Origin of the sequence: Stenotrophomonas sp. AN71 (assembly GCF_050435725.1) — a bacterium.
Classification (GTDB): Bacteria; Pseudomonadota; Gammaproteobacteria; order Xanthomonadales; family Xanthomonadaceae; genus Stenotrophomonas.
The window spans coordinates 62955-81929 of record NZ_JBNDKU010000014.1; the positions used below are offsets into that span (position 1 = coordinate 62955).

The 18975-nt window shown below is 67.1% G+C and carries 16 protein-coding genes; 3 read left to right on the forward strand and 13 right to left on the reverse strand.

From position 1 onward, the window contains the following. Nucleotides 1-229: 229 nt before the first annotated feature. A complete protein-coding gene (locus ABH900_RS18380) occupies nt 230-1303 on the forward strand; it encodes a lipid A deacylase LpxR family protein (protein WP_429624558.1) in 1074 nt (357 codons plus the stop codon). Between the two features lie 141 nt (nt 1304-1444). Here ABH900_RS18380 and ABH900_RS18385 read toward each other — a convergent pair whose 3' ends face one another. The 3 genes from ABH900_RS18385 to mltB all read right to left on the reverse strand — a co-directional run bounded on the left by ABH900_RS18385 (nt 1445) and on the right by mltB (nt 5176). Further along, nucleotides 1445-2665 carry a D-alanyl-D-alanine carboxypeptidase family protein gene (locus ABH900_RS18385; protein WP_429624559.1) on the reverse strand — a complete coding sequence of 407 codons (1221 nt, stop codon included), beginning with the start codon at nt 2663-2665 and terminating at the stop codon, nt 1445-1447. Between the two features lie 100 nt (nt 2666-2765). After that, on the reverse strand, nt 2766-4034 hold the full coding sequence (locus ABH900_RS18390; protein WP_429624560.1) for a septal ring lytic transglycosylase RlpA family protein: 1269 nt from the start codon (nt 4032-4034) through the stop codon (nt 2766-2768). Further along, nucleotides 4031-5176, reverse strand: coding sequence for a lytic murein transglycosylase B (gene mltB / locus ABH900_RS18395; protein WP_429624561.1), 1146 nt, complete (start codon nt 5174-5176; stop codon nt 4031-4033). Before mltB ends, ABH900_RS18390 begins: the two co-directional genes overlap by 4 nt. 45 nt (nt 5177-5221) lie before the next feature. Here mltB and ABH900_RS18400 point away from each other — a divergent pair, with 45 nt between their 5' ends. Further along, entirely contained in the window at nt 5222-5542 is a 321-nt protein-coding gene (locus ABH900_RS18400; protein WP_429624562.1) for a hypothetical protein, read from the forward strand. 283 nt (nt 5543-5825) lie between these two features. Here ABH900_RS18400 and rodA (ABH900_RS18405) read toward each other — a convergent pair whose 3' ends face one another. From rodA (ABH900_RS18405) to ABH900_RS18430, 6 genes are all read right to left on the reverse strand, one after another. After that, a complete protein-coding gene (gene rodA / locus ABH900_RS18405) occupies nt 5826-6920 on the reverse strand; it encodes a rod shape-determining protein RodA (protein WP_429624563.1) in 1095 nt (364 codons plus the stop codon). Between the two features lie 182 nt (nt 6921-7102). Next, nucleotides 7103-8215 (reverse strand): rod shape-determining protein RodA, encoded by a 1113-nt coding sequence (gene rodA / locus ABH900_RS18410; RefSeq protein WP_429624564.1) that lies wholly within the window; start codon nt 8213-8215, stop codon nt 7103-7105. Continuing rightward, on the reverse strand, nt 8212-10287 hold the full coding sequence (gene mrdA / locus ABH900_RS18415) for a penicillin-binding protein 2 (protein ID WP_429624565.1): 2076 nt from the start codon (nt 10285-10287) through the stop codon (nt 8212-8214). The genes rodA (ABH900_RS18410) and mrdA overlap by 4 nt, the downstream gene beginning before the upstream one ends. Nucleotides 10288-10290: 3 nt before the next feature. After that, a complete protein-coding gene (gene mreD / locus ABH900_RS18420; RefSeq protein ID WP_429624566.1) occupies nt 10291-10776 on the reverse strand; it encodes a rod shape-determining protein MreD in 486 nt (161 codons plus the stop codon). Then, complete coding sequence (gene mreC, locus ABH900_RS18425) at nt 10773-11876, reverse strand: rod shape-determining protein MreC (protein WP_429624567.1); 1104 nt, start codon at nt 11874-11876, stop codon at nt 10773-10775. The genes mreD and mreC overlap by 4 nt, the downstream gene beginning before the upstream one ends. Before the next feature lie 121 nt (nt 11877-11997). Further along, nucleotides 11998-13044 carry a rod shape-determining protein gene (locus tag ABH900_RS18430; RefSeq protein WP_005419402.1) on the reverse strand — a complete coding sequence of 349 codons (1047 nt, stop codon included), beginning with the start codon at nt 13042-13044 and terminating at the stop codon, nt 11998-12000. A gap of 283 nt (nt 13045-13327) precedes the next feature. Here ABH900_RS18430 and ABH900_RS18435 point away from each other — a divergent pair, with 283 nt between their 5' ends. Further along, complete coding sequence (locus ABH900_RS18435; RefSeq protein WP_429624568.1) at nt 13328-14266, forward strand: carbohydrate kinase family protein; 939 nt, start codon at nt 13328-13330, stop codon at nt 14264-14266. Nucleotides 14267-14409: 143 nt separating this feature from the next. Here ABH900_RS18435 and ABH900_RS18440 read toward each other — a convergent pair whose 3' ends face one another. The 4 genes from ABH900_RS18440 to ubiE all read right to left on the reverse strand — a co-directional run bounded on the left by ABH900_RS18440 (nt 14410) and on the right by ubiE (nt 18915). Next, complete coding sequence (locus ABH900_RS18440; RefSeq protein ID WP_429624569.1) at nt 14410-15033, reverse strand: HAD family hydrolase; 624 nt, start codon at nt 15031-15033, stop codon at nt 14410-14412. Next, nucleotides 15033-15764 (reverse strand): hypothetical protein, encoded by a 732-nt coding sequence (locus ABH900_RS18445; RefSeq protein WP_429624570.1) that lies wholly within the window; start codon nt 15762-15764, stop codon nt 15033-15035. Before ABH900_RS18445 ends, ABH900_RS18440 begins: the two co-directional genes overlap by 1 nt. A gap of 121 nt (nt 15765-15885) precedes the next feature. After that, nucleotides 15886-17814, reverse strand: coding sequence for a M1 family metallopeptidase (locus ABH900_RS18450; RefSeq protein WP_429624571.1), 1929 nt, complete (start codon nt 17812-17814; stop codon nt 15886-15888). 339 nt (nt 17815-18153) lie between these two features. After that, the gene (gene ubiE, locus ABH900_RS18455) at nt 18154-18915 is read right to left on the reverse strand and encodes a bifunctional demethylmenaquinone methyltransferase/2-methoxy-6-polyprenyl-1,4-benzoquinol methylase UbiE (RefSeq protein WP_429624572.1); all 762 of its coding nucleotides are present in this window, start codon (nt 18913-18915) and stop codon (nt 18154-18156) included. Nucleotides 18916-18975: the final 60 nt, after the last annotated feature.

An 18975-nucleotide genomic window follows, 5' to 3' on the forward strand; every position in this document is an offset into this window, starting at 1 on the left:
AAACAGCAGCTGACTGGAATCCCGCGTTCGGGGCCGATCGCGTCAGCGCCTGGGCTGCCACCGGTGGCTACGCGCGACAGCACCGGCCGTGTACGCGAGTAACAAATTGTGCCCGCCGGACAATGTTGTTTTCGGAACAGACAAGTGACTGCGGTGTGGTCGTTCCCTCCGGCACCTTGGGCGTACCGTGTCGCGGCAGAAAACGACAGAACAGAAGAAGTCCGCCCCCATGAGTCTCTCCCCCAAGCGCAGTGTCGCCGCCCTCGGGCTGTCCGGCCTGCTGGCCGCCGCCCTCCCCCTTGCCGCGCAGGCGGCAGACCACTGTGGCCCGGACGCGATGCGCGACCACCCGCCGCAGATCAATTTCCGCGTCGACAACGACCTGTTCGGTGGCCGCCACCAGGACCAGGGGTACACCAATGGCGCGCAGCTGACCCTGGTCTCGCCGAACCTGGTCGACTACACCGACGACCCGTGCCTGCCGCGCATGGCACGCTGGGTGAACCAGTACCTGGAAGGCCTGCATCCCGGGCGGTTCGAACAGCAGAACATGATCTTCAGCATCGGCCAGGCCATCTTCACCCCCACCGACCCGACCCGCCGCGACCTGATCGAGGACGACCGCCCGTATGCCGGCGTACTGCTGGCCAGCTTCGGCTTCAACGCGCGCAGTGGTGACCGCCTGCAGACCACCCAGCTGGCGCTGGGCGTGGTCGGCCCCTGGGCGCAGGGCAAGCAGGTTCAGGACATGGTGCACAAGGTCCTCAGCGACAAGAAGTTCGAGGGCTGGGACAACCAGCTGCACAACGAGCCGGTGTTCATGCTGACCCACGAGCGCATGCGCCGCTGGCCGGCCGATGCCAGCATCAATGCCGGTGGCTGGGGCTGGGATGCGATCAGCCACTACGGTGGAGCGATCGGCAACCTGGAAACCAAGGCCAATGCCGGCGGCGAAGTGCGCTTCGGCTGGAAGCTGCCTGACGACTTCGGCAGCACGCCGCTGCGCCCGGCCGGCGAGAACACCGCGCCCACGCGCGGCGGCCGTCCCAGTGGCTGGTCATGGCACATGTTCGTCACCACCGACGCGGCGTGGGTGATCCGCGACATCACCCTGGACGGCAACACCTTCCGCAGCAGCCACAGCGTGGACAAGCGTCACGTGGTGGCCCAGGGCGGCTACGGCATCGCGGTGATGCGCGGGCGGTGGAAGTTCGCGGTGGCGCGCTACCACAGCACCCGCGAGTTCGACGGCCAGCGCCAGTCGCCGGTGTTCGGCAGCTTCACCATCAGCCGCTCGCTGTAGGTGCCGACCGTTGGTCGGCACACCGGTTTGCATCGATCGCAGCAAGCAAGCGGCCGGCACTACCCACATCCGGAACTGGCATTCCGAAACCGAAAAGGCCGGCATTCGCCGGCCTTTTCGTTCACCACGCCGGGGCGTGGATCATTCCGATTCCCACCACATCCAGAAGCTGTCCCACAGACGCTTGAAGAAGCCGGCCTGCTCGACGGCCGCCACGGCCACCAGGGGGGCTTCGGCGATGACCTTGCCATCCAGGGTGACCTTCACGGTACCGATCTGCTGACCGGCGGTGAACGGTGCCTCCAGCGTCTTGGGCACGTCGATGCTCGGCTTCAGGTCGTTGTAGCGGCCGCGCGGCACGCTGACCAGCATCGGCTGGGCCACGCCCAGCTGCACCTTGTCGGTGGTGCCCTTCCAGACCTTGTGCTCAGCCACGGCCTTGCCCGGCTCGTACAGCCGGTGGGTCTCGAAGAAGCGGAAGCCCCAGTTCAGCAGGGCCAGGCTGTCATCGGCGCGCTGCTTTTCCGACGAACCACCCAGCACCACGGCAATCAGGCGCTGGTCGCCACGCTGGGCCGAGCTCATCAGGCAGTAACCGGCCTCGGAGGTGTGGCCGGTCTTGATGCCATCGACGCTGCCATCGCGCCACAGCAGCAGGTTGCGGTTCGGCTGCTTGATGTTGCCGACCTGGAATTCCTTGATCTTGTTGTACGCGTAGGTTTCCGGGTAATCACGCACCATCGCGCGGCCCAGCAGCGCCAGGTCGTAGGCGGTGCTGTGGTGGCCTTCGGCGGTGAGGCCGTGGGCGTTGACGAAGTGCGAGTCCTTCATGCCGATCTTGGCAGCGTAGCTGTTCATCAGCGAAGCAAAGGCTTCTTCGCTGCCGGCCACGTGTTCGGCCAGGGCGATCGCGGCGTCATTGCCGGACTGGATCGCCATGCCCTTCTCCATGTCTTCCAGGCGTGCAGTCTGGTTGACCGGGAAGCCGCTGTAGCTGCCATCGGTGCCGGCGCCGCCTTCGCGCCAGGCGCGCTCGCTCATCATCACCTGGTCATCCGCACGGACCTTGCCGTTCTTGACCTCGGCGGCGATCACGTAGGACGTCATCACCTTGGTGATGCTGGCCGGCGCCAGCTGCTCGTGGACGTTCTCGCCGGCCAGCACCTGGCCGGTGGCGTAATCCATTAGGACCCAGGCCTTGGACACGCTCGGTGCAGGGGCCGGCGGGGTGGCGACGGTAGCCGGGGCGGCAGCGGCAGCGGCAGGCGCCGGCGCGGCCGGGGTCGGCAGCGGCGTCTGGGCGGAAGCCAGGCCCACCACCAGGGTGGCGGCCAGGGCGGTGGCGGCGGAACGGAAATTCATTGGACAGCAGGCTCCAGGGGACGGCCGGGAATGGAGGGTGGAACGTAGCGGCCATTGTAAGGCCGGGGGAGCACGGGCCGGCAGCACCGGCCCGGGTGGATCAATCCTTGACGATCTGCGGCGAACCCAGGCCCAGACCGGCGATGCGGCCGACAAGTTCCGCGGCACTGGCATGGTCGCTGGCGGGTACCCGCAGGCGGAACAGCGTGCGGCCACCGGCGGCGATATCGCTGATGGTCGCGCCGACGATGCCGGCGGCATTGAGCTGGCCCATCGCGCGGTTGGCGTTGTCGCGGTTGGAGAAGCTGGCGACCTGCACCATCACCGCACCCACCACCTGCTGGGACAGGCTGGGCGTGGCCGGTGCGGCCCGCACCGGTGCCGGTGCCACCGTGCGCGGGGCAGCGCTGGCCACGACGGCCGGCGCAGGCGCCGTGCTGCGCACCGGCGGCGCGCTCGGCGGCAGGCTGCTGACCGCCACGTCCGGCACGGTGCTGGCCACGCCCTGGGTGGTGGCCGGCTGGCCACGCGACGGAGCAGCGTCGGCCGGCAGGCGGTTGACCAGGCGATCGATATCGCTGTCGGCAGCGGCACGTGCGGCCGGCGTCGGGCGCGCGCTGGCCACGACGGTGGCGGCCGCCGCCTCAGCAGCACGGCGTTCACGCCGCGACGGCTTCTGCGCCAGCAGGTTGTTTTCGCCCGGCTGCAACGCGCGCACCTCGACATTGCCGGTACCGCGCTGGGTGATGCCCAGGCGCACGGCGGCGGCGTAGCTGAGATCGACCACGCGGCCATCATGGAACGGGCCACGATCATTGACCCGCACGATCACCGATTCGCCGTTGTCCAGGTTGGTCACGCGGGCAAAACTGGGCAGCGGCAGCGTCTTGTGCGCGGCGGTGAACTGGTACATGTCATAGACCTCGCGGTTGGAGGTCAGGCGCCCATGGAACTTGGCGCCGTAGTACGAGGCGGTACCGCGCTCGACGTAGTTGCGGGTGTCGTCAAGCACGTTGTACGACTTGCCCAGCACCACGTACGGCGTCTTGTTGCCGATCGCCGAGCGTTCCTGCGCGGTCACTTCCGGCTCGGGAATGCAGGCCACGTTGGGAATGTAGGTCGGCGTGCTGTCCTTCACCCCGGGCTTGTACAGGCCACCGGCGGTGTAGTTGCCGCGGGTACTCAGGTCTTCCTGCGCCGCCGCATAGGGCGAACCGTCCGGGCAATGCGCCGGACGCGAACCGCGGCCCTGCACCAGCGTACCGCTGGACTTGCCACCATGGCCGGCGGTGGCCGGCTTCTTCGGCGCGCTGCTGCAGGCCGCCAGCGCGAGGACGATCAAGCTCGGGACCAGCCATCTGATGTTCATGCCGGGGGCAGCTCCTGTCCGGCGATGGCCTGGGACAACTGGAACACGGCCATCGCGTACATCTTCGAGAGGTTGTAGCGGGTGATCGCGTAATAGTTCTGGAAGCCCAGCCAGTACTGCTTGCCGGCGCTGCCTTCCAGGGTGATCGGCGTGGCGGTAGCACCCGGCTGCACCGCGGCGCTGGGCTGGTAGCCACGCTGTGCCAGTTCGGCCAGCGACCAGGTCGGCATCCACTCGGTCGGGTTGAACTCCTCGCGCCCCGGGGCCAGCGTGGCCGGCACGGCGACCTGGCCGCCACGCACCCAGCCGCCCTTCTTCACGAAGTAGTTGGCGATGGACGAGAACACGTCGTCGTAGCTGTTGAACAGATCACGGCGACCATCGCCGTTTCCGTCGACAGCGTAATCGAGATAGCTGGAGGGCATGAACTGGCCCATGCCCATCGCACCGGCGTAGCTGCCCTTGAGCGTGGTGATGTCCAGTTTCTCTTCGCGGCCCAGCTCGAACAGCTTGGCCAGCTCGTCGCGGAAGAACAGCTCGCGGCGCACTTCGCGTTCCAGCTTGGCCGGATCGCCACTGCGCGGGTAATAGAAGGCCAGCGTGTACAGCGCGTCCAACACACGATGGCTGCCGGCATTCTTCCCGTAACTGGTTTCCACGCCGATGATCGCCACGATCACTTCGGCCGGCACGCCGGTGCGCTGCTGCACGCGATCCAGTTCGGCACGGTGTTCGGCCAGGAACGCGCGGCCGCCATCGATGCGCGCCTTGCTGATGAACATCGGCCGGTATTCGTTCCAGGGCTTGACCCGTTCGGCCGGGCGCGACATTGCGGCGATGATCGGCTGGCGCACCTGCGCCTGGTCAAGCACGCTGCTGATCTGCTCCGGCTTCAGGCCGTAGCGCTTGGCGGTATCGGCAATGAAGCGGGCCCGCGCGACCTCGAACGGCACCGGGGTGAGATCGACCGGCGGCGCCGTGGCCGCGGTGGCTTCGGGCGCGGCCTCGGCCGGGCCGTGGGCCTTGGCGGCGGGCTGGCGCGGCGTACTGCTGGCCTGGGGCGAAGACGGTGGGGACTTCGGCTGGGTCGCGCAGGCGACCAGGCCGAGGGTGAGCATGCAGGCCAGAGTGCGTCGAATCATCGTCGCAGGTTAGCAGGTCATGGATGAATTAAAACCCCTAACACCATGAATCACAACGATTTGCCTGCGACCAGCGGGAAATGTGAAGACGTCGTGATCACACTTCCCCATTCAGATAGAGGTTGCCGGTTGCGCCCCCATCCCCGCAGGCGCAACCGGCGACCGGATCCGGTCGGTACCTGCGCGGCTGCCGCTCCCCAGTGGCAGTACCCCGCGCTCCCTGTACCCGTTGGATCAGTACTGCTTCCCGCCCGACGCCCCCTCGCGCTGCAACGATTGACGGCGCGCCGTGCCGAACGGGCCGCCATTGTGCAGGCCGATTACGACAAGTCCATTGATCAAGATCAACGCACTGTAAAAGTGTGAACCAGCTAACAAATTTTCCGGACTTTGGTCAGCGGGCATGCCGCCGTGCGGTGTTGTGGGAACGCTTCCACAACAAGTGTTGCGCAGAGTCAGGAAGGTCCCAGCCAACGGCGCAGCCCCTCGTGGGTGGGGTTGTTGCTGAAAGCAAAAGCCGTGAGTGGGTCGGTCGGGTTGGGTTCACGGCGTCCCCGCACTACCCACCCACCTGGCCAACCCCCAGCAATCCAGCTTTCCGCGAACAACCCAACCCCACCCACGAGGGGCTGCGCCGTTGGCTGGAAACCTATCCCCCGTGCACGGGCCGATGTCCCCGCACCGCCATCACCAGGCCGATACCGGCCAGCAGCGACACCGCCGAGGTGCCGCCGTAGCTGATCAACGGCATCGGAATGCCCACCACAGGCAGTAGACCGGAAATCATGCCGCCGTTCACCAGTACATAGACGAAGAACGCCAGCCCCAGGCTGCCAGCCAGCAGCCGCGAGTGCGTGTCGCGTGCGTGCACAGCAATCCACAGGCAACGCCCGACCACGAACAGGTACAGCGCGAACACTGTGGCCACGCCGATCCAGCCGAACTCCTCGGCCAGTACCGAGAACGCGAAATCGGTGGTGTATTCGGGCAGGAAATCCAGCGTGGCCTGCGTGCCGTGCCCCCAGCCACGTCCGTCCCACCCGCCGGAACCGATCGCGATGCGCGACTGCAGGATGTTCCAGCCGGTGCCGAGCGGGTCTGCCGCCGGATCAAGGAAGGTCAGCACTCTATCCTTCTGATACTGCCGCAGCAGACCAAACCACGCCGCCGGCGCGGCCACCGCCAGTCCTGCCGCCCCCGTCGCCACCCAGCCCCAGTGCAGACCGGCCAACAGCAGCGCGAACACGCCGCTGGCGGTGACCAGCGTGGCGGTGCCGAGGTTGGGCTGCATCAGGATCAGCACGGCGGGTACGCCGATCAGCACGGCGGCGGTCAGCACCGTGCGTGGCGACGGTGGTAGCGGCTGCCGATGCAGGTACCAGGCCATCATCAGCGGCAGGCTGAGCTTGAGCAGCTCGGACGGCTGCAGGTAGAACACGCCCAGATTGAGCCAGCGTTGTCCGTACTTGCCGGTGCCGATCACATACACCGCCATCAGCGGCAGCATCGACAGCGCATAGATCGCTGGCGTCCACGCGCGAAGGCGCAGCAGCGGGACGCGGGAGAGCAGCCACATCGCGAGCAGACCACCGGCGAAGCGCGCCGCCTGCCCGGCCACCGGGCCGGACACGCTGTGCAGCACCGCCAGGCCCGCGCCCATCAGCATCAGCAGCGCAACCAGCAACGGCAGATCGATCGTGCGCACCACCTCACGGCAGCCGCCCAGCAGTCGTTTCCATTCCACGCGGGCACGGTAGCAACCGGCGCTTGCGTGAAGCTGTCATGGCGCCTATGCACTTGTGGAGCCGAGCCATGCTCGGCTCGGCTCGGGGCCCGCGTGCACTGTACGAAGGGCAGCCGAGCGTGGCTCGGCTCTACAAAACGCAGGAGCAGTCGCGCCGGCTCTACAGGCGAGCGCAGCCGGCGCTAGCCGTAGCCGCCATGCACCGGGTTATGGCTGCGCACCGCCATCACCAACCCGAAGCCGGCCAGAAGCGACACAGCCGAGGTACCGCCGTAGCTGATCAGCGGCATCGGCACACCCACCACCGGCAGCAGGCCGGAAATCATCCCGCCGTTCACCAGCACGTAGACGAAGAACGCCAGGCCGGTGGCGCCGGCCAGCAGGCGCGAGTAGGAATCGCGCGACTGGCTGGCGATCCACAGGCAGCGCCCGATCACCACCAGGTACAGCGCCAGCACGGTGGCCACGCCGATCCAGCCGAACTCCTCGCTCAGCACCGAGAACGCAAAGTCGGTGGTCTGCTCGGGAATGAAGTTCAGGTGCGACTGCGAGCCCTCGCCCCAGCCCTTGCCATCGAAACCGCCGGAACCGATCGCGATCTTCGACTGGATGATGTTCCAGCCGGCGCCCAGGGCATCCATCTCCGGGTCCAGGAACATCATGATGCGGTCCTTCTGGTACGGCCGCAGCAGCCAGAACCAGGCCACCGGCGCGACCGCCGCCACGCCGCCCACGCCCAGCCCGACCCACCACCACGGCAGGCCCGCCAGCAGCAGCACGAACACGCCGCTGGCAGCGATCAGCACGCCGGTGCCGAAGTCCGGCTGCAGCATCACCAGCCCGGTCGGCACGCCGATGATGACCAGCGCGGTCAGCACGGTGCTGAAGCGCGGCGGCAGCGGCATCTTGTGCAGGTACCAGGCCACCATCATCGGCAGGCTGACCTTCAGCAGTTCGGCCGGCTGCAGGTAGAAGAACTTCAGGTCCAGCCACTGCCGGCCGTACTTGCCGGTGCCGAGCACGAACACCGCCAGCAGCGGGATCATCGAGATCGCATAGATCATCGGGGTGGCCGAGCGGATGCGCAGGATCGGCACCCGCGAGATGCCCCACATCGCCGCCATGCCCACAGCAAAACGCACGCCCTGCGCCATCACCAGGCCGTCACCGCCGGCACTCTTCAAGGTGGCCAGGCCGATCACCATCAGGGTGCCCAAGGCCAGGCACAGCACCCAGTCCAGCGTGCTGAAAAAGCGGCGCAGCATGTCGCCGGCCCAGCGCAGGAAGACCTTCATCGTGCAGGCTCCGTGGCGGTCGGGCGCGAGGTGGCCGGCAGCGCTGCGGCGGCCGGTGTACCCGGCTGCGGTGCAGGCGCCGGAGTGGGCACGGGCACGCCCACCAGCACCGGGTGTTCGCCGACCTGCGCGGCAGCCAGATCACCGGCCTGGCGCGCGCCGGCATCTTCGTTGTCGAACGCGGTGGCGCCGATGGCGGTGGTGCCCCGCTCGCTGTCCAGCGGCTGCATGCCCTCGGGCATCTTGCCCAGCAGATAGGCGTCGAACACCTTGCGCGCAATCGGCGCGGCCGCCGAACCACCGTAGCCGCCGCCTTCCACGGCCACCGCGATCGCGATCACCGGGTTTTCGACCGGCGCAAAGCCGACGAACAGCGCGCGGTGGCGCAGGTGCATCGGCAAGCTCTTCGGGTTCACTGCGGCGGTGCCCTTGCGGCTGATGACCTGCGCGGTACCAGTCTTGCCGGCCATCACGTACGGCGCACCGACCGCCACGCGCCAGCCACTGCCGCCGGGCCGCATGGTCGCCATCATGCCCTCACGCACGGCCTGCAGGTTGTTGGGGTTGGGGCTGACCGGCTTGGTCTCGCCGGGCGACATCGCCGCCCAGTCGCTGTCGAAACCCTCGCGCTGCTGGATCACCAGGTGCGGGGTGCGCAGCTGGCCATCGGCCAATGCACTGACGCCGCGCGCCAGCTGCAGCGGGGTGACCTTCCAGTCGCCCTGGCCGATGCTGATGTTGACCGTATCGCCGGGGTACCAGGCTTCCTTGCGGCTCTTCCGCTTGTAGGCCGGCGACGGCAGGATGCCGCCGATCTCGCCGGTGAGGTCGATGCCGGTCGGCTGGCCGAACCCGTAGTACTCCATGTAATGATCGAAGCGCTCGATGCCCAGGTCCAGCGCCAGCTTGTAGTAGTAGGTGTTGACCGATTCGGCGATGGACTTGCGCAGGTCGGTCCAGCCGTGGCCGCCACGGTGGGCGTCACCCCAGCCACGGCTGGTGCCCGGCAGGTAGAACATGCCGGTGGACAATATCTTGTCTTCCGGACGGCGCACGCCCGAGTCCAGGCCGGCCAGGCCGATCAGCGGCTTCAGCGTGGAACCGGGGGCGACGCCACCGAGCACCAGGCGGTTGAACTGCGGCCGCGACGGGTTTTCGTTCAACGCCTTGAAGTCGGCATGGGAAATACCGTTGACGAACAGGTTCGGGTCGTAGGACGGCAGGCTGACCATCGCCAGCACTTCGCCGGTGCGCGGGTCCATCGCCACCGCCGAGCCTTCCTGGTCGCCGAAGGCGGCCACCATGGCGCGCTGCAGGTCGGCATCGATCGACAACCGCAGGTCAGCGCCGGACTGCGCGGCGACACGGCCGATGGTGCGGATCGCACGGCCCTGCACGTTGGTCTCGACCTGCTCGTAGCCGACCTTGCCGCGCAGCTGCTGCTCGTAATAGCGCTCCAGGCCGGACTTGCCGATGTGGGTCAGCGCGGCATTGCCTTCGCCGAGGATCTCCAGGTCCTTTTCATCGACACGGCCGACGTAGCCGATGATGTGCGCGAACAGGTCGCCGTACGGGTAGCGCCGGGTCAGGTAGGGCTCCAGCTCGACGCCGGGAAAGCGCCAGCGGTCGACGGCGAATCGCGCCATCTCCTCGTCGTTCATGCGCAGCTTCAGCGTGACCGGCAGGAACTTGCGGCGTGCCTTGCGCGACTTGTTGAACGCTTCCAGCTCTTCCGGACTGATGCTGATGATCTTCGCCAACCCTTCCAGGGTGGCGTCCATGTCCTTGACCTTGTCCGGGGTCACGTCCAGTCGGAACGCAGGCACGTTTTCGGCCAGCAGGCGGCCATTGCGGTCGTAGATCATGCCGCGCCCGGGCACCACCGGCCGCGGCTTGATGCGGTTGGCCTCCGAACGCGTGGCGTAGACGTCGTGGTCCAGCACCTGCAGCTTGAAATACCAGCCACCCAAGCCCAGCAGGCAGACCAGCACGCCCAGGAAACCCAGCGCCGCGCGGCGGCGGAACTGTTCGGCTTCGGCGTGCGGATTCTTGACCTGGCGGCGCGGGATCATGGCTCAGCGCCCGCGCTTGCCGAAGCGCACCGCGTCCAGCAGCACGAACACCAGCGGCCACAGGCCCATGCCCAGCAGCGGGGCCCACCAGTACGACCACGGCAGGGTCGGCTCACCCACCAGGATGTGGACCAGTGCACTGACGATGCGGTCATTGAACAGCAGGCCACCAATGGCCAGCATCTGCTGCGACATCGGGAAGAAGCGGATGCGGGCACGGAAGCGCTGCAGGATGAAGGCCAGCATCACCAGCCGCAGCGCCTGTTCGCCCAGGACCCCGCCGTACAGCAGGTCAGCGACCACGCCGCTGGCAAAGGCGATACCCAGGCCGACACGCTCGGGCGCTTCGATCACCCAGTAGGCCAGCACCAGCGCCAGCCAGTACGGGCGCAGCGGCTGCAGCAGCGCCGGCAACGGCAGCAGGCCCAGCAGCAGCGCCACCACCACGCTGGCCGGCAGCACCCACGGATTGTCGCGCAGGCGGCTCATCGCTGGGCCTCCGGAACCACCGGGTTCGGCTCGACCGGTTGCGGCGCGTGCGGCTCCGCCGACGGTTCCGGGGCCGGTGACGTTGCAGCCGGTGCGGGCGTCGTCTGCCGCCGAGGGGGCCCCCCTACCGGCGTTGCCGGTGCGGGTGCCGGAGTCGATGCCGCCGGTGCGGTGGCATTCTGCGCCGGCGCCGTCGTTCCACTGGCGGGACCACCCGGAGCCGAGGCTTCCAACTGCAGGCGCAACTCCGGCGGAATCCGGATCGCAGCGCCAGGGCGCAGCAACAGCACGTCGCGGCCACGGTCGAGCTGGGCGGCCGGCTTCAGTTCGCCGACCAGGAAGGCATGGGTATCGTCCGGACGCAGGCCGGTGATGGTGCCGACCGGGAAGCCGGCCGGGAAGCGACCACCGAGGCCGGAGGTCACGATCTCATCGCCCACTTCCACGCCGGCGCTGAGCGGGATGTCGCGCAGTTCCAGCGTGTCGCCGCGGCCATAGACGATCAGGCGCACGCCGTTGCGGGCCACGGTTACCGGCACCGCGTGGTCAGGGTCGGTCAGCAGCAGCACGGTGGAGGTGCCGCCAGTGACGCTGATCACCTGGCCCATCAGGCCACCGGCATCGATCACCGCCTGGCCGACATGCACGCCTTCGCGGCTGCCGGCGTCGAGCACCAGGCGCTGCTTCACCGGGTCCAGGTCGATGTCCAGGATCGGTGCCAGCTGCACGTCCAGGCCACTGCGCTCGGCCACGTTCAGCAGTTCGCGCAACTGGGCGTTGTCCAGCGCGGCGGTCTGCAGGCGGGTCAGGCGCGCGTTGGCCAGCAGCAGCTGGTTGCGCAACTCGCGGTTTTCGGTGACCAGCTGGCCATGGCTGGCGGCGGAATCTTTGACCTGGTTGCCAAGCTTGCCGGGCAGGCCGGCAAGCGCCCACACGGGCTGCACCAGGCTGTTGGCCTGCTCGCGCAGGCGCGCAAGCCAGCCCGCCTGGTCATCAAGGACGATCAGGGTGATGGCCAACGCAAGGTAGGCCAGCAACCGCAGGGGGCTGGCGGCATCACCGGATCGGGAGGCGACGGGAGGACCGGCGTAGGGCGGCACGGCAACGATTCAACTGGCAGAAGGCGGAAGGGAAACACGCAGGCGCCCCGCCGGTGCCGGCCCGCCATGGTGGCGGGCCGCACCCCGGAGGGGCGCAGCGGGCAGGAACGACCGGGACGGCTTATTCCGGCGCAAAGAACTCGTTGCCGTGCATGTCCACCAGCTCCAGCGCACGACCGCCACCGCGGGCCACGCAGGTCAGCGGATCGTCGGCCACCTGCACGTGCAGGCCGGTTTCCTCGGAGATCAGGCGATCCAGGTCACGCAGCAGGGCGCCACCACCGGTCAGCACGATGCCGCGCTCGGCGACGTCGGCGCACAGTTCCGGCGGGGTCTGTTCCAGCGCCAGCTTGACCGCGCTGACGATGCCCGACAGCGGTTCGTGCAGGGCTTCGAGCACTTCGTTGGAGCTGATCTTGATCATCTTCGGCACGCCCTCGGCGAGGTTGCGGCCGGAGATCTCCATCTCGATCACTTCCGCCTGCGGATAGGCGCAGCCCAGCTCGACCTTGATGCGCTCGGCGGTGGCTTCACCGATCAGCATGCCGTGGTTGCGGCGCACGTAGTTGGTGATCGACTCGTCGAAGCGGTCGCCACCAATGCGCACCGAAGCGGAATAAACGATGCCGTTGAGCGAGATCACCGCCACTTCGGTGGTGCCGCCGCCGATATCGATGACCATCGAACCGCGCGCCTCGGTGACCGGCATGCCGGCGCCGATCGCGGCCGCCATCGGCTCTTCGATCAGGAACACGTCGCGGGCACCGGCTTCCTCGGCCGACTCCTTGATGGCGCGGCGCTCGACCTGGGTCGAGCCGGCCGGCACGCAGACCAGCACGCGCGGGCTCGGGCGCAGCACGCGCGACTTGTGCACCTTCTTGATGAAGTGCTTGAGCATCGCCTCGGTGTAGGTGAAGTCGGCGATGACGCCGTCCTTCATCGGGCGGATGGTGGTGATGTGGCCCGGGGTACGGCCAAGCATCTGCTTGGCCTCGGCGCCAACGGCTGCCACCGAACGGGTGCCACCGATGGCACGGTCCTGACGCACGGCAACGACCGACGGCTCGTTCAGCACGATCCCCTGCCCGCGCACGTAGATGAGGGTGTTGGCCGTGCCCAGGTCGATGGACAGGTCGTTGGAGAACATGCCGCGGAGTTTCTTGAACATCTGAGGAAGGAGTCCTGAGGGGTGTCGCGCCCAACGCGGGATGGCGAAAAAATGGGCAGAAATCGAGGTCGACAAGCCTAGCAACCCGCCTGCCGCCGAGCAAGGAAAAAACTAGCTGAACCCGCGCCTTCACAGGCTTTCGGCCCGATCGGGTCTCACCCGGTTCTGGCCCTGAGCGGCACCAGCGGGTAACCTTTGCGCCGTCGGGCGCCCAAGGGCGCCGTTTGCTTGCCTGCTGAACCGGGCCGGCCCACCCCAAAATTCACCGCATAGGCTTACATCGATGTCCGCTCTGATCTGTGGTTCTCTTGCCTTCGACACCATCATGGTGTTTCCGGACCAGTTCAAGAATCACATCCTGCCGGACAAGGTGCACATCCTGAACGTGTCGTTCCTGGTCCCGCGCATGCGCCGCGAGTTCGGCGGCTGCGCCGGCAACATCGCCTACAACCTGCACCTGTTGGGCGGCCAGCCGATCCCGATGGGCACCGTGGGTTCGGACTTCGGCCCGTACCGCGAGTACTTCGAAGGCCTCGGCATCGACCTGGCGCGCGTGCGCGTGATCGATGAGCTGTTCACCCCGCAGGCGTTCATCACCACCGACCACGACAACAACCAGATCACCGCCTTCCACCCGGGCGCGATGATGCGCTCCTACGAGAACCACGTGCGTGGCGTGCCGGGCGTGACCCTGGGTCTGGTCGGCCCCGACGGCCGCGAAGGCATGATCCAGAATGCGCTGGAGTTCCATGAGGACGGCATCCCGTTCATCTTCGACCCGGGCCAGGCCATGCCGTTGTTCAACGGCCCGGAGCTGCGTGCCTTCATCGAGCAGGCCGACTACGTGGTGGTCAACGACTACGAGTCGAACCTACTGCAGGAACGCACCGGCTGGGACGAGAAAGAGATCGTCAGCCGGGTGAAGGCCTACATCACCACCCGCGGCCCGAAGGGCGCGGTGATCCACACCCCGGAAAAGAGCTACGACATCCCGCCGGCGCACGAGCGCCGCGTGGTCGACCCGACCGGCTGTGGCGACGCTTTCCGCGCCGGCCTGATCTACGGCATCCAGAAGGGCTACGACTGGCTGACCATCGGCCGCATGGGCAACCTGATGGGCGCGCTGAAGGTCGAGCACCCCGGTACCCAGAACCAGCGTTTCACCTTCGAAGAGTTCAACGAGCAGTTCAAGCAGCAGTTCGGTTACGCGCTTAGCGCGTAACCGAACTGCCCGCGCATTCCACCTTATCCCCGCGCCTTCGGCGCGCCCCCTTGAACAACAAGGGGGCTTTCCACCCGATGCGCTGCTGGGAATGCCGTTGGTAGGTGTCGACCTTGGTCGACACTGCCGGCCAACGGCCGGCACTACCCCTTCTGCTGCCACGCCGCCAGCAGCGCGCGGCAATCGGCGAAGTGCCAATCGGCACGGCCCGGCCACGGGTTCTCCGGCAGGTTGACCAGCACGGTGTGGGTGCCCGCCGCACGGCCGCATTCCAGGTCATAGGCGTGGTCGCCGACCATCACCGCCTCCCCGGCGGCGATGCCCCAGCGCCGCAGGTGCTGCTGCAGTCCATCCGGTGACGGCTTGGGCACCGCTTCATCGCGGCCGACGATGTCGGCATCGTCGAACAGCCCGCCCACGCCGATCGCCTCCAGCGTCAGCTTGGCCAGCGCATGATCGTTGCGGGTCAGGATGCCGAGCCGGCAACCATCGGCCGCCAATGCGTGCAGCAGCTTCACCGCACCCGGTGCTGGCAGTGCGTCCTCGGCCAGCGCCCGTTCGTGATCCAGCAGCCACGCGCGCTTGGCCTGCGCCGGCGCGTCCGGCAAGGCCGCGATGTGGCCGAGGATGTCTTCCTCGGCCGCGATCTGCAGCGCATGGCGGATCGCAGCGAAATCATGCACGGCCACGGTCAGCGTGCCATCCATGTCGAACACCCAATGGCGGACTGCGGACAGCGTCGGCGCCGCAGTCTCCGCCCCGTGCATCAATTCCACCACTGCGGCATGCGGCTGGCATCGACGCCGCCGGTTTCGAACACCGCGGTGCGGGTGCCGCCGGCCTTGACCGGGAACTCGATGCTGATCGACTTGCCCTTGCGCGCCAGCTTCCACAGCGCCTTCTGGTCGGTGATGAACATCGCAATGGCTTCATCGGTCTTCGGGCGCCAGGCGGCCATCGACACCGGCTTGCCATCGTCCACGGTCACCTTCACCGTGCACTGCGGGCAGCGGAAGTCACCGGCCTGCAGCACCAGGTAAGCGTGCCGTTTCCACTCTGGATGATCGCGGAACACCAGCTGCACCGGCTTGGTGCCGCTGCCATCCACGTCCACCCGTTCCTTGCTGTAGATCGACGCGGAGACCTGGTTGCCCTTGTTGCCGACCGGAATCTGGTTGTACTGCCACAGCCCCTGCATGCGGCGCAGATCACGCGCGGCATCGCCCTTGGCCTTGACCTCGTCGAAGCCGGCAGCGATGCGCTCGGCCGCGGCGGTGTCCTTGTACTGGTCCAGCAGCGAAGCGCCATGCAGGCGCGCGCGCTCCCAGTCCTGCGCGGCCACGGCCATGTCGTACTGCTTGGCGACATCCTCGGCCTTGGCTTCCTTCTGCGCCTGCGCGGCCGCCGTGGCGGCTTCCTGCGCCTTGCGCTCTTCCTCGGGGTTGCTGCAGGCAGCCAGGGCCAGAGTACAGGCGGTGAGCAGGATCAGTCGTTTCATGGCGGATGTCCTTCGTGTTTGCGCACATTTGTAGAGTCGAGCTTTCTCGGCTGGCTTTTCAACAGCAGTCGAGCACGCTCGACTCTACAAAAAAGCGCCGGGCAGTGCCCGGCGCTTTTTCTTACTTGGCTTCAGCCTTGGCCAGCATGTCCTGCACCGAGGCGGTGGTGATCGGGTGATAGCCCGGCTTGGCCTTCTCGAAGGCCTGCTTGGCCAGCTCCAGCCCCTTCGGGGTCTTCACCAGTTCGGCGTAGATCGGCAGGATCAGCTTGCGACGACCAACGCGCTCGATGAACGCCGCAGCGCCGTCATTGGCCTGCTCGTAGCCGCTGCGGATCGCCAGCGGATACCAGCGCATGGCGATCTCGCCATTCGGGGTGCCGGTGAAGTGGAACGCCTTGTCCAGCGTGGCCAGCTTGTCCAGCGGCTGGGTGGCACCCAGGCCGTCGATGAAGCGCACCCATTCCTGCGTGCTCCAATCGGCGATGACCTGGCCGCTCGGCACGGTACCGGCACTGGCAAAGGCGATGCGCGCGGTATCGACGCTGCTGAAGTTGCGGGACTGTGCCTTGGTGGCGAACGCCGGAATGCCCGGCTCGTCCAGCCAGGCCTTCAGTTCGGCCTCGGTCACCGCCGACGGGTTCTTCGGCAGCAGGTTCTTCTTCAAGTAGTCGACGAACTGGTCGGTGTTCGCGCTCTGGAAGGCATGGTCATCGAACCAGCCGCGCAGGAACGGATCGAAGGTCTCGCGACCGAAGCGCTGTTCCAGGAATTCCAGGAACCACGAACCCTTCACGTAGGCGACCTGGCTCAAGGCTTCGTCGGGGTCACGCTCGTTCAGCGGCGGCAGCGCCAGCGCCTGGTCGGCCGGGCTCATGTCCTTCACTTCGGCCAGCAGGTCGGTCTGGTCGATCTGCTTCTCCATCTCGGCCATCTCCTTGCCGTACAGGGCTTCGGTGATGCGGCCCTGGACGTAGGTGGTGAAGCCTTCATTGAGCCAGATGTCCTTCCAGCTGGCGTTGGTCACCAGGTTGCCCGACCAGCTGTGCGCCAGTTCGTGGGCGACCAGCGAGACCAGCGACTTGTCGCCGACGATCACGGTCGGGGTGGCGAAGGTCAGGCGCGGATTCTCCATGCCGCCGAACGGGAACGACGGCGGCAGCACCAGCATGTCGTAGCGGCCCCAGCGGTATTGGCCGTACAACTTCTCGGCGGCACCGATCATCTTCTCGGTGTCTTCGAATTCCTTGGCGGCCTTGTTGACCATGGTCGGCTCGGCCCACACGCCTGAGCGGCCGGAGATCGGCTCGAATACCAGGTCGCCGGCGGCGATGGCCAGCAGGTAGGACGGAATCGGCTGCGGCATCTTGAAGGTGTAGTCACCGTCACGCGCGGCCTTCGGATCGTTGTCGGCGCTCATCAGCACCATCACGTCCGGGCGCGAGACCACATGCGCGCTGTAGGTGAAGCGCACGCTCGGAGTGTCCTGCAGCGGCACCCACGAACGGGCGTGGATGGCCTGCGACTGGCTGAACATGAAGGGCAGCTTCTTGCCCTCGGTCATCGACGGCGCCAGCCACTGCAGGCCCGAGGCGGTCGGTGCGGTGTGGTAGGTCACTTCCACCTTGGCCGGCTGTTCCGGGGCATCGATGGTCAGCTTGCTGCCAAACACCTTGTCGACCGGGGCCAGCTCGAATTTCAGCGCGCTGCGCGCGCCGTCGGCGGCGACAGCCTCGACCTTGGACACGCTCAGCTCACGGGTGTCGAGCACCAGCTGCTTTGCGTCCTTCTGCTTCCACTCCAGGGTGTAAGTGGCGGTGCCGCCGATCTGCTTCTGGTCGAAGTCCAGCTTCAGATCCAGCGCGATGTCCTTGATGACGACCTTGTCCGGCTCGGCGTACGAGCTTTCGTCGTGGCTGCGGTTCTCGGCGTTCACGGGGGCGGCGGGGGCCTTTGCAGCAGTCGGGGCGGCGGCGGGCGCGGCCGCCTCCTGGGAGCAGCCAGCGGCCAGGGCCACGGCCAGCGGAAGGAGCATCAGCGGATTGCGCATGAATCGGGACCGTTACGGGGATCAAACCCCAATGGTACCTCCCTCCGGCCCCGCAGGCGTTGCGCGGTGCGGGGTAATGCGGCGGAAGCGAAGGCGCCGCGCCTTGGTGGGTGCCAACCTTGGTTGGCACGGATCCTTCATTGCTCGCGGCAGGCCGGTGCCGACCAAGGTCGGCACCCACCACGGCAAATACCGGTCAAGGTGGGCCAACCATAGTCGGCTTCTACCGGTAGGTGCCAACCTTGGTTGGCACGGATCTTTCATCGCTCGCGGCCTGCGCTGTGCCAACCAAGGTTGGCACCCACCAGGGCAGATACCGGGGTTTCCCCCGTCCAGCGCTTACAGCTTGTAACCGGAGTGGATCGAGACGATCCCGCCGGTCAGGTTCTTGTAGTGGCAGCGCTCGAACCCGGCCTGCCCCATCATCGCCTTCAGTTCTTCCTGCGGCGGGTGCTTCCGGATGCTCTCGGCCAGGTACTGGTAGCTGTCCGAATCGTTGGCGAACAACTTGCCCAGCTTGGGCAGGATCCTGAACGAGTGGAAGTCGTAGATCGGCTTGAACCAGTCCGCAGTGACTTCGGAGAACTCCAGCACGCGGGCCTGACCGCCCACCTTCAGCACGCGGTACATCTCGCGCAGGCCGGCGTCCTTGTCGGTCACGTTGCGCAGGCCGAAGGCGATCGTGACCAGGTCGAAGCTGTTGTCCGGGAACGGCAGGGCTTCGGCGTTGCACTGCACGTAGTCCAGGCCGAGCACCAGGCCGCGGTTGGTCAGGCGGTCACGGCCGACCGACAGCATGCCGGCGTTGATGTCGCCCAGCACCACCGAACCTTCGGCGCCGACGCGTTCCTTCAGCAGGGCGGCGATATCGCCGGTACCACCGGCCAGGTCGAGCACGCGGTCGCCCGGCTTCACCTGCGCGGTGGCCACGTAGTAGCGCTTCCATACCCGGTGCACGCCCATGCTCATCAGGTCGTTCATCAGGTCGTAGTTGCGCGCGACCGACGTGAACACCTGGCCGACCAGCTTCTGCTTGTCCTTGGTGTCAACGTCGCGGAACCCGAAATGGGTGGTACCGGATTTGTAGGGGGATTCGCTCATGGGCCCGATTATCGCACCGCCGGGGCCGCGGCGGGGGAACGGCGCATTATCATGGCGGCC

Coding starts and splice junctions, on each gene's coding strand:
- rodA (WP_429624564.1), bottom strand. CDS start 8,215: ATGAAGGTCTTCCTGCGCTGGGCCGGCGACATGCTGCGCCGCTTTTTC.
- ABH900_RS18445 (WP_429624570.1), bottom strand. CDS start 15,764: ATGAAACGACTGATCCTGCTCACCGCCTGTACTCTGGCCCTGGCTGCC.
- mreD (WP_429624566.1), bottom strand. CDS start 10,776: ATGAGCCGCCTGCGCGACAATCCGTGGGTGCTGCCGGCCAGCGTGGTG.
- ABH900_RS18450 (WP_429624571.1), bottom strand. CDS start 17,814: ATGCGCAATCCGCTGATGCTCCTTCCGCTGGCCGTGGCCCTGGCCGCT.
- mrdA (WP_429624565.1), bottom strand. CDS start 10,287: ATGATCCCGCGCCGCCAGGTCAAGAATCCGCACGCCGAAGCCGAACAG.
- ABH900_RS18400 (WP_429624562.1), top strand. CDS start 5,222: ATGAATCACAACGATTTGCCTGCGACCAGCGGGAAATGTGAAGACGTC.
- ABH900_RS18430 (WP_005419402.1), bottom strand. CDS start 13,044: ATGTTCAAGAAACTCCGCGGCATGTTCTCCAACGACCTGTCCATCGAC.
- ABH900_RS18380 (WP_429624558.1), top strand. CDS start 230: ATGAGTCTCTCCCCCAAGCGCAGTGTCGCCGCCCTCGGGCTGTCCGGC.
- ubiE (WP_429624572.1), bottom strand. CDS start 18,915: ATGAGCGAATCCCCCTACAAATCCGGTACCACCCATTTCGGGTTCCGC.
- ABH900_RS18440 (WP_429624569.1), bottom strand. CDS start 15,033: ATGCACGGGGCGGAGACTGCGGCGCCGACGCTGTCCGCAGTCCGCCAT.
- mltB (WP_429624561.1), bottom strand. CDS start 5,176: ATGATTCGACGCACTCTGGCCTGCATGCTCACCCTCGGCCTGGTCGCC.
- ABH900_RS18390 (WP_429624560.1), bottom strand. CDS start 4,034: ATGAACATCAGATGGCTGGTCCCGAGCTTGATCGTCCTCGCGCTGGCG.
- ABH900_RS18435 (WP_429624568.1), top strand. CDS start 13,328: ATGTCCGCTCTGATCTGTGGTTCTCTTGCCTTCGACACCATCATGGTG.
- ABH900_RS18385 (WP_429624559.1), bottom strand. CDS start 2,665: ATGAATTTCCGTTCCGCCGCCACCGCCCTGGCCGCCACCCTGGTGGTG.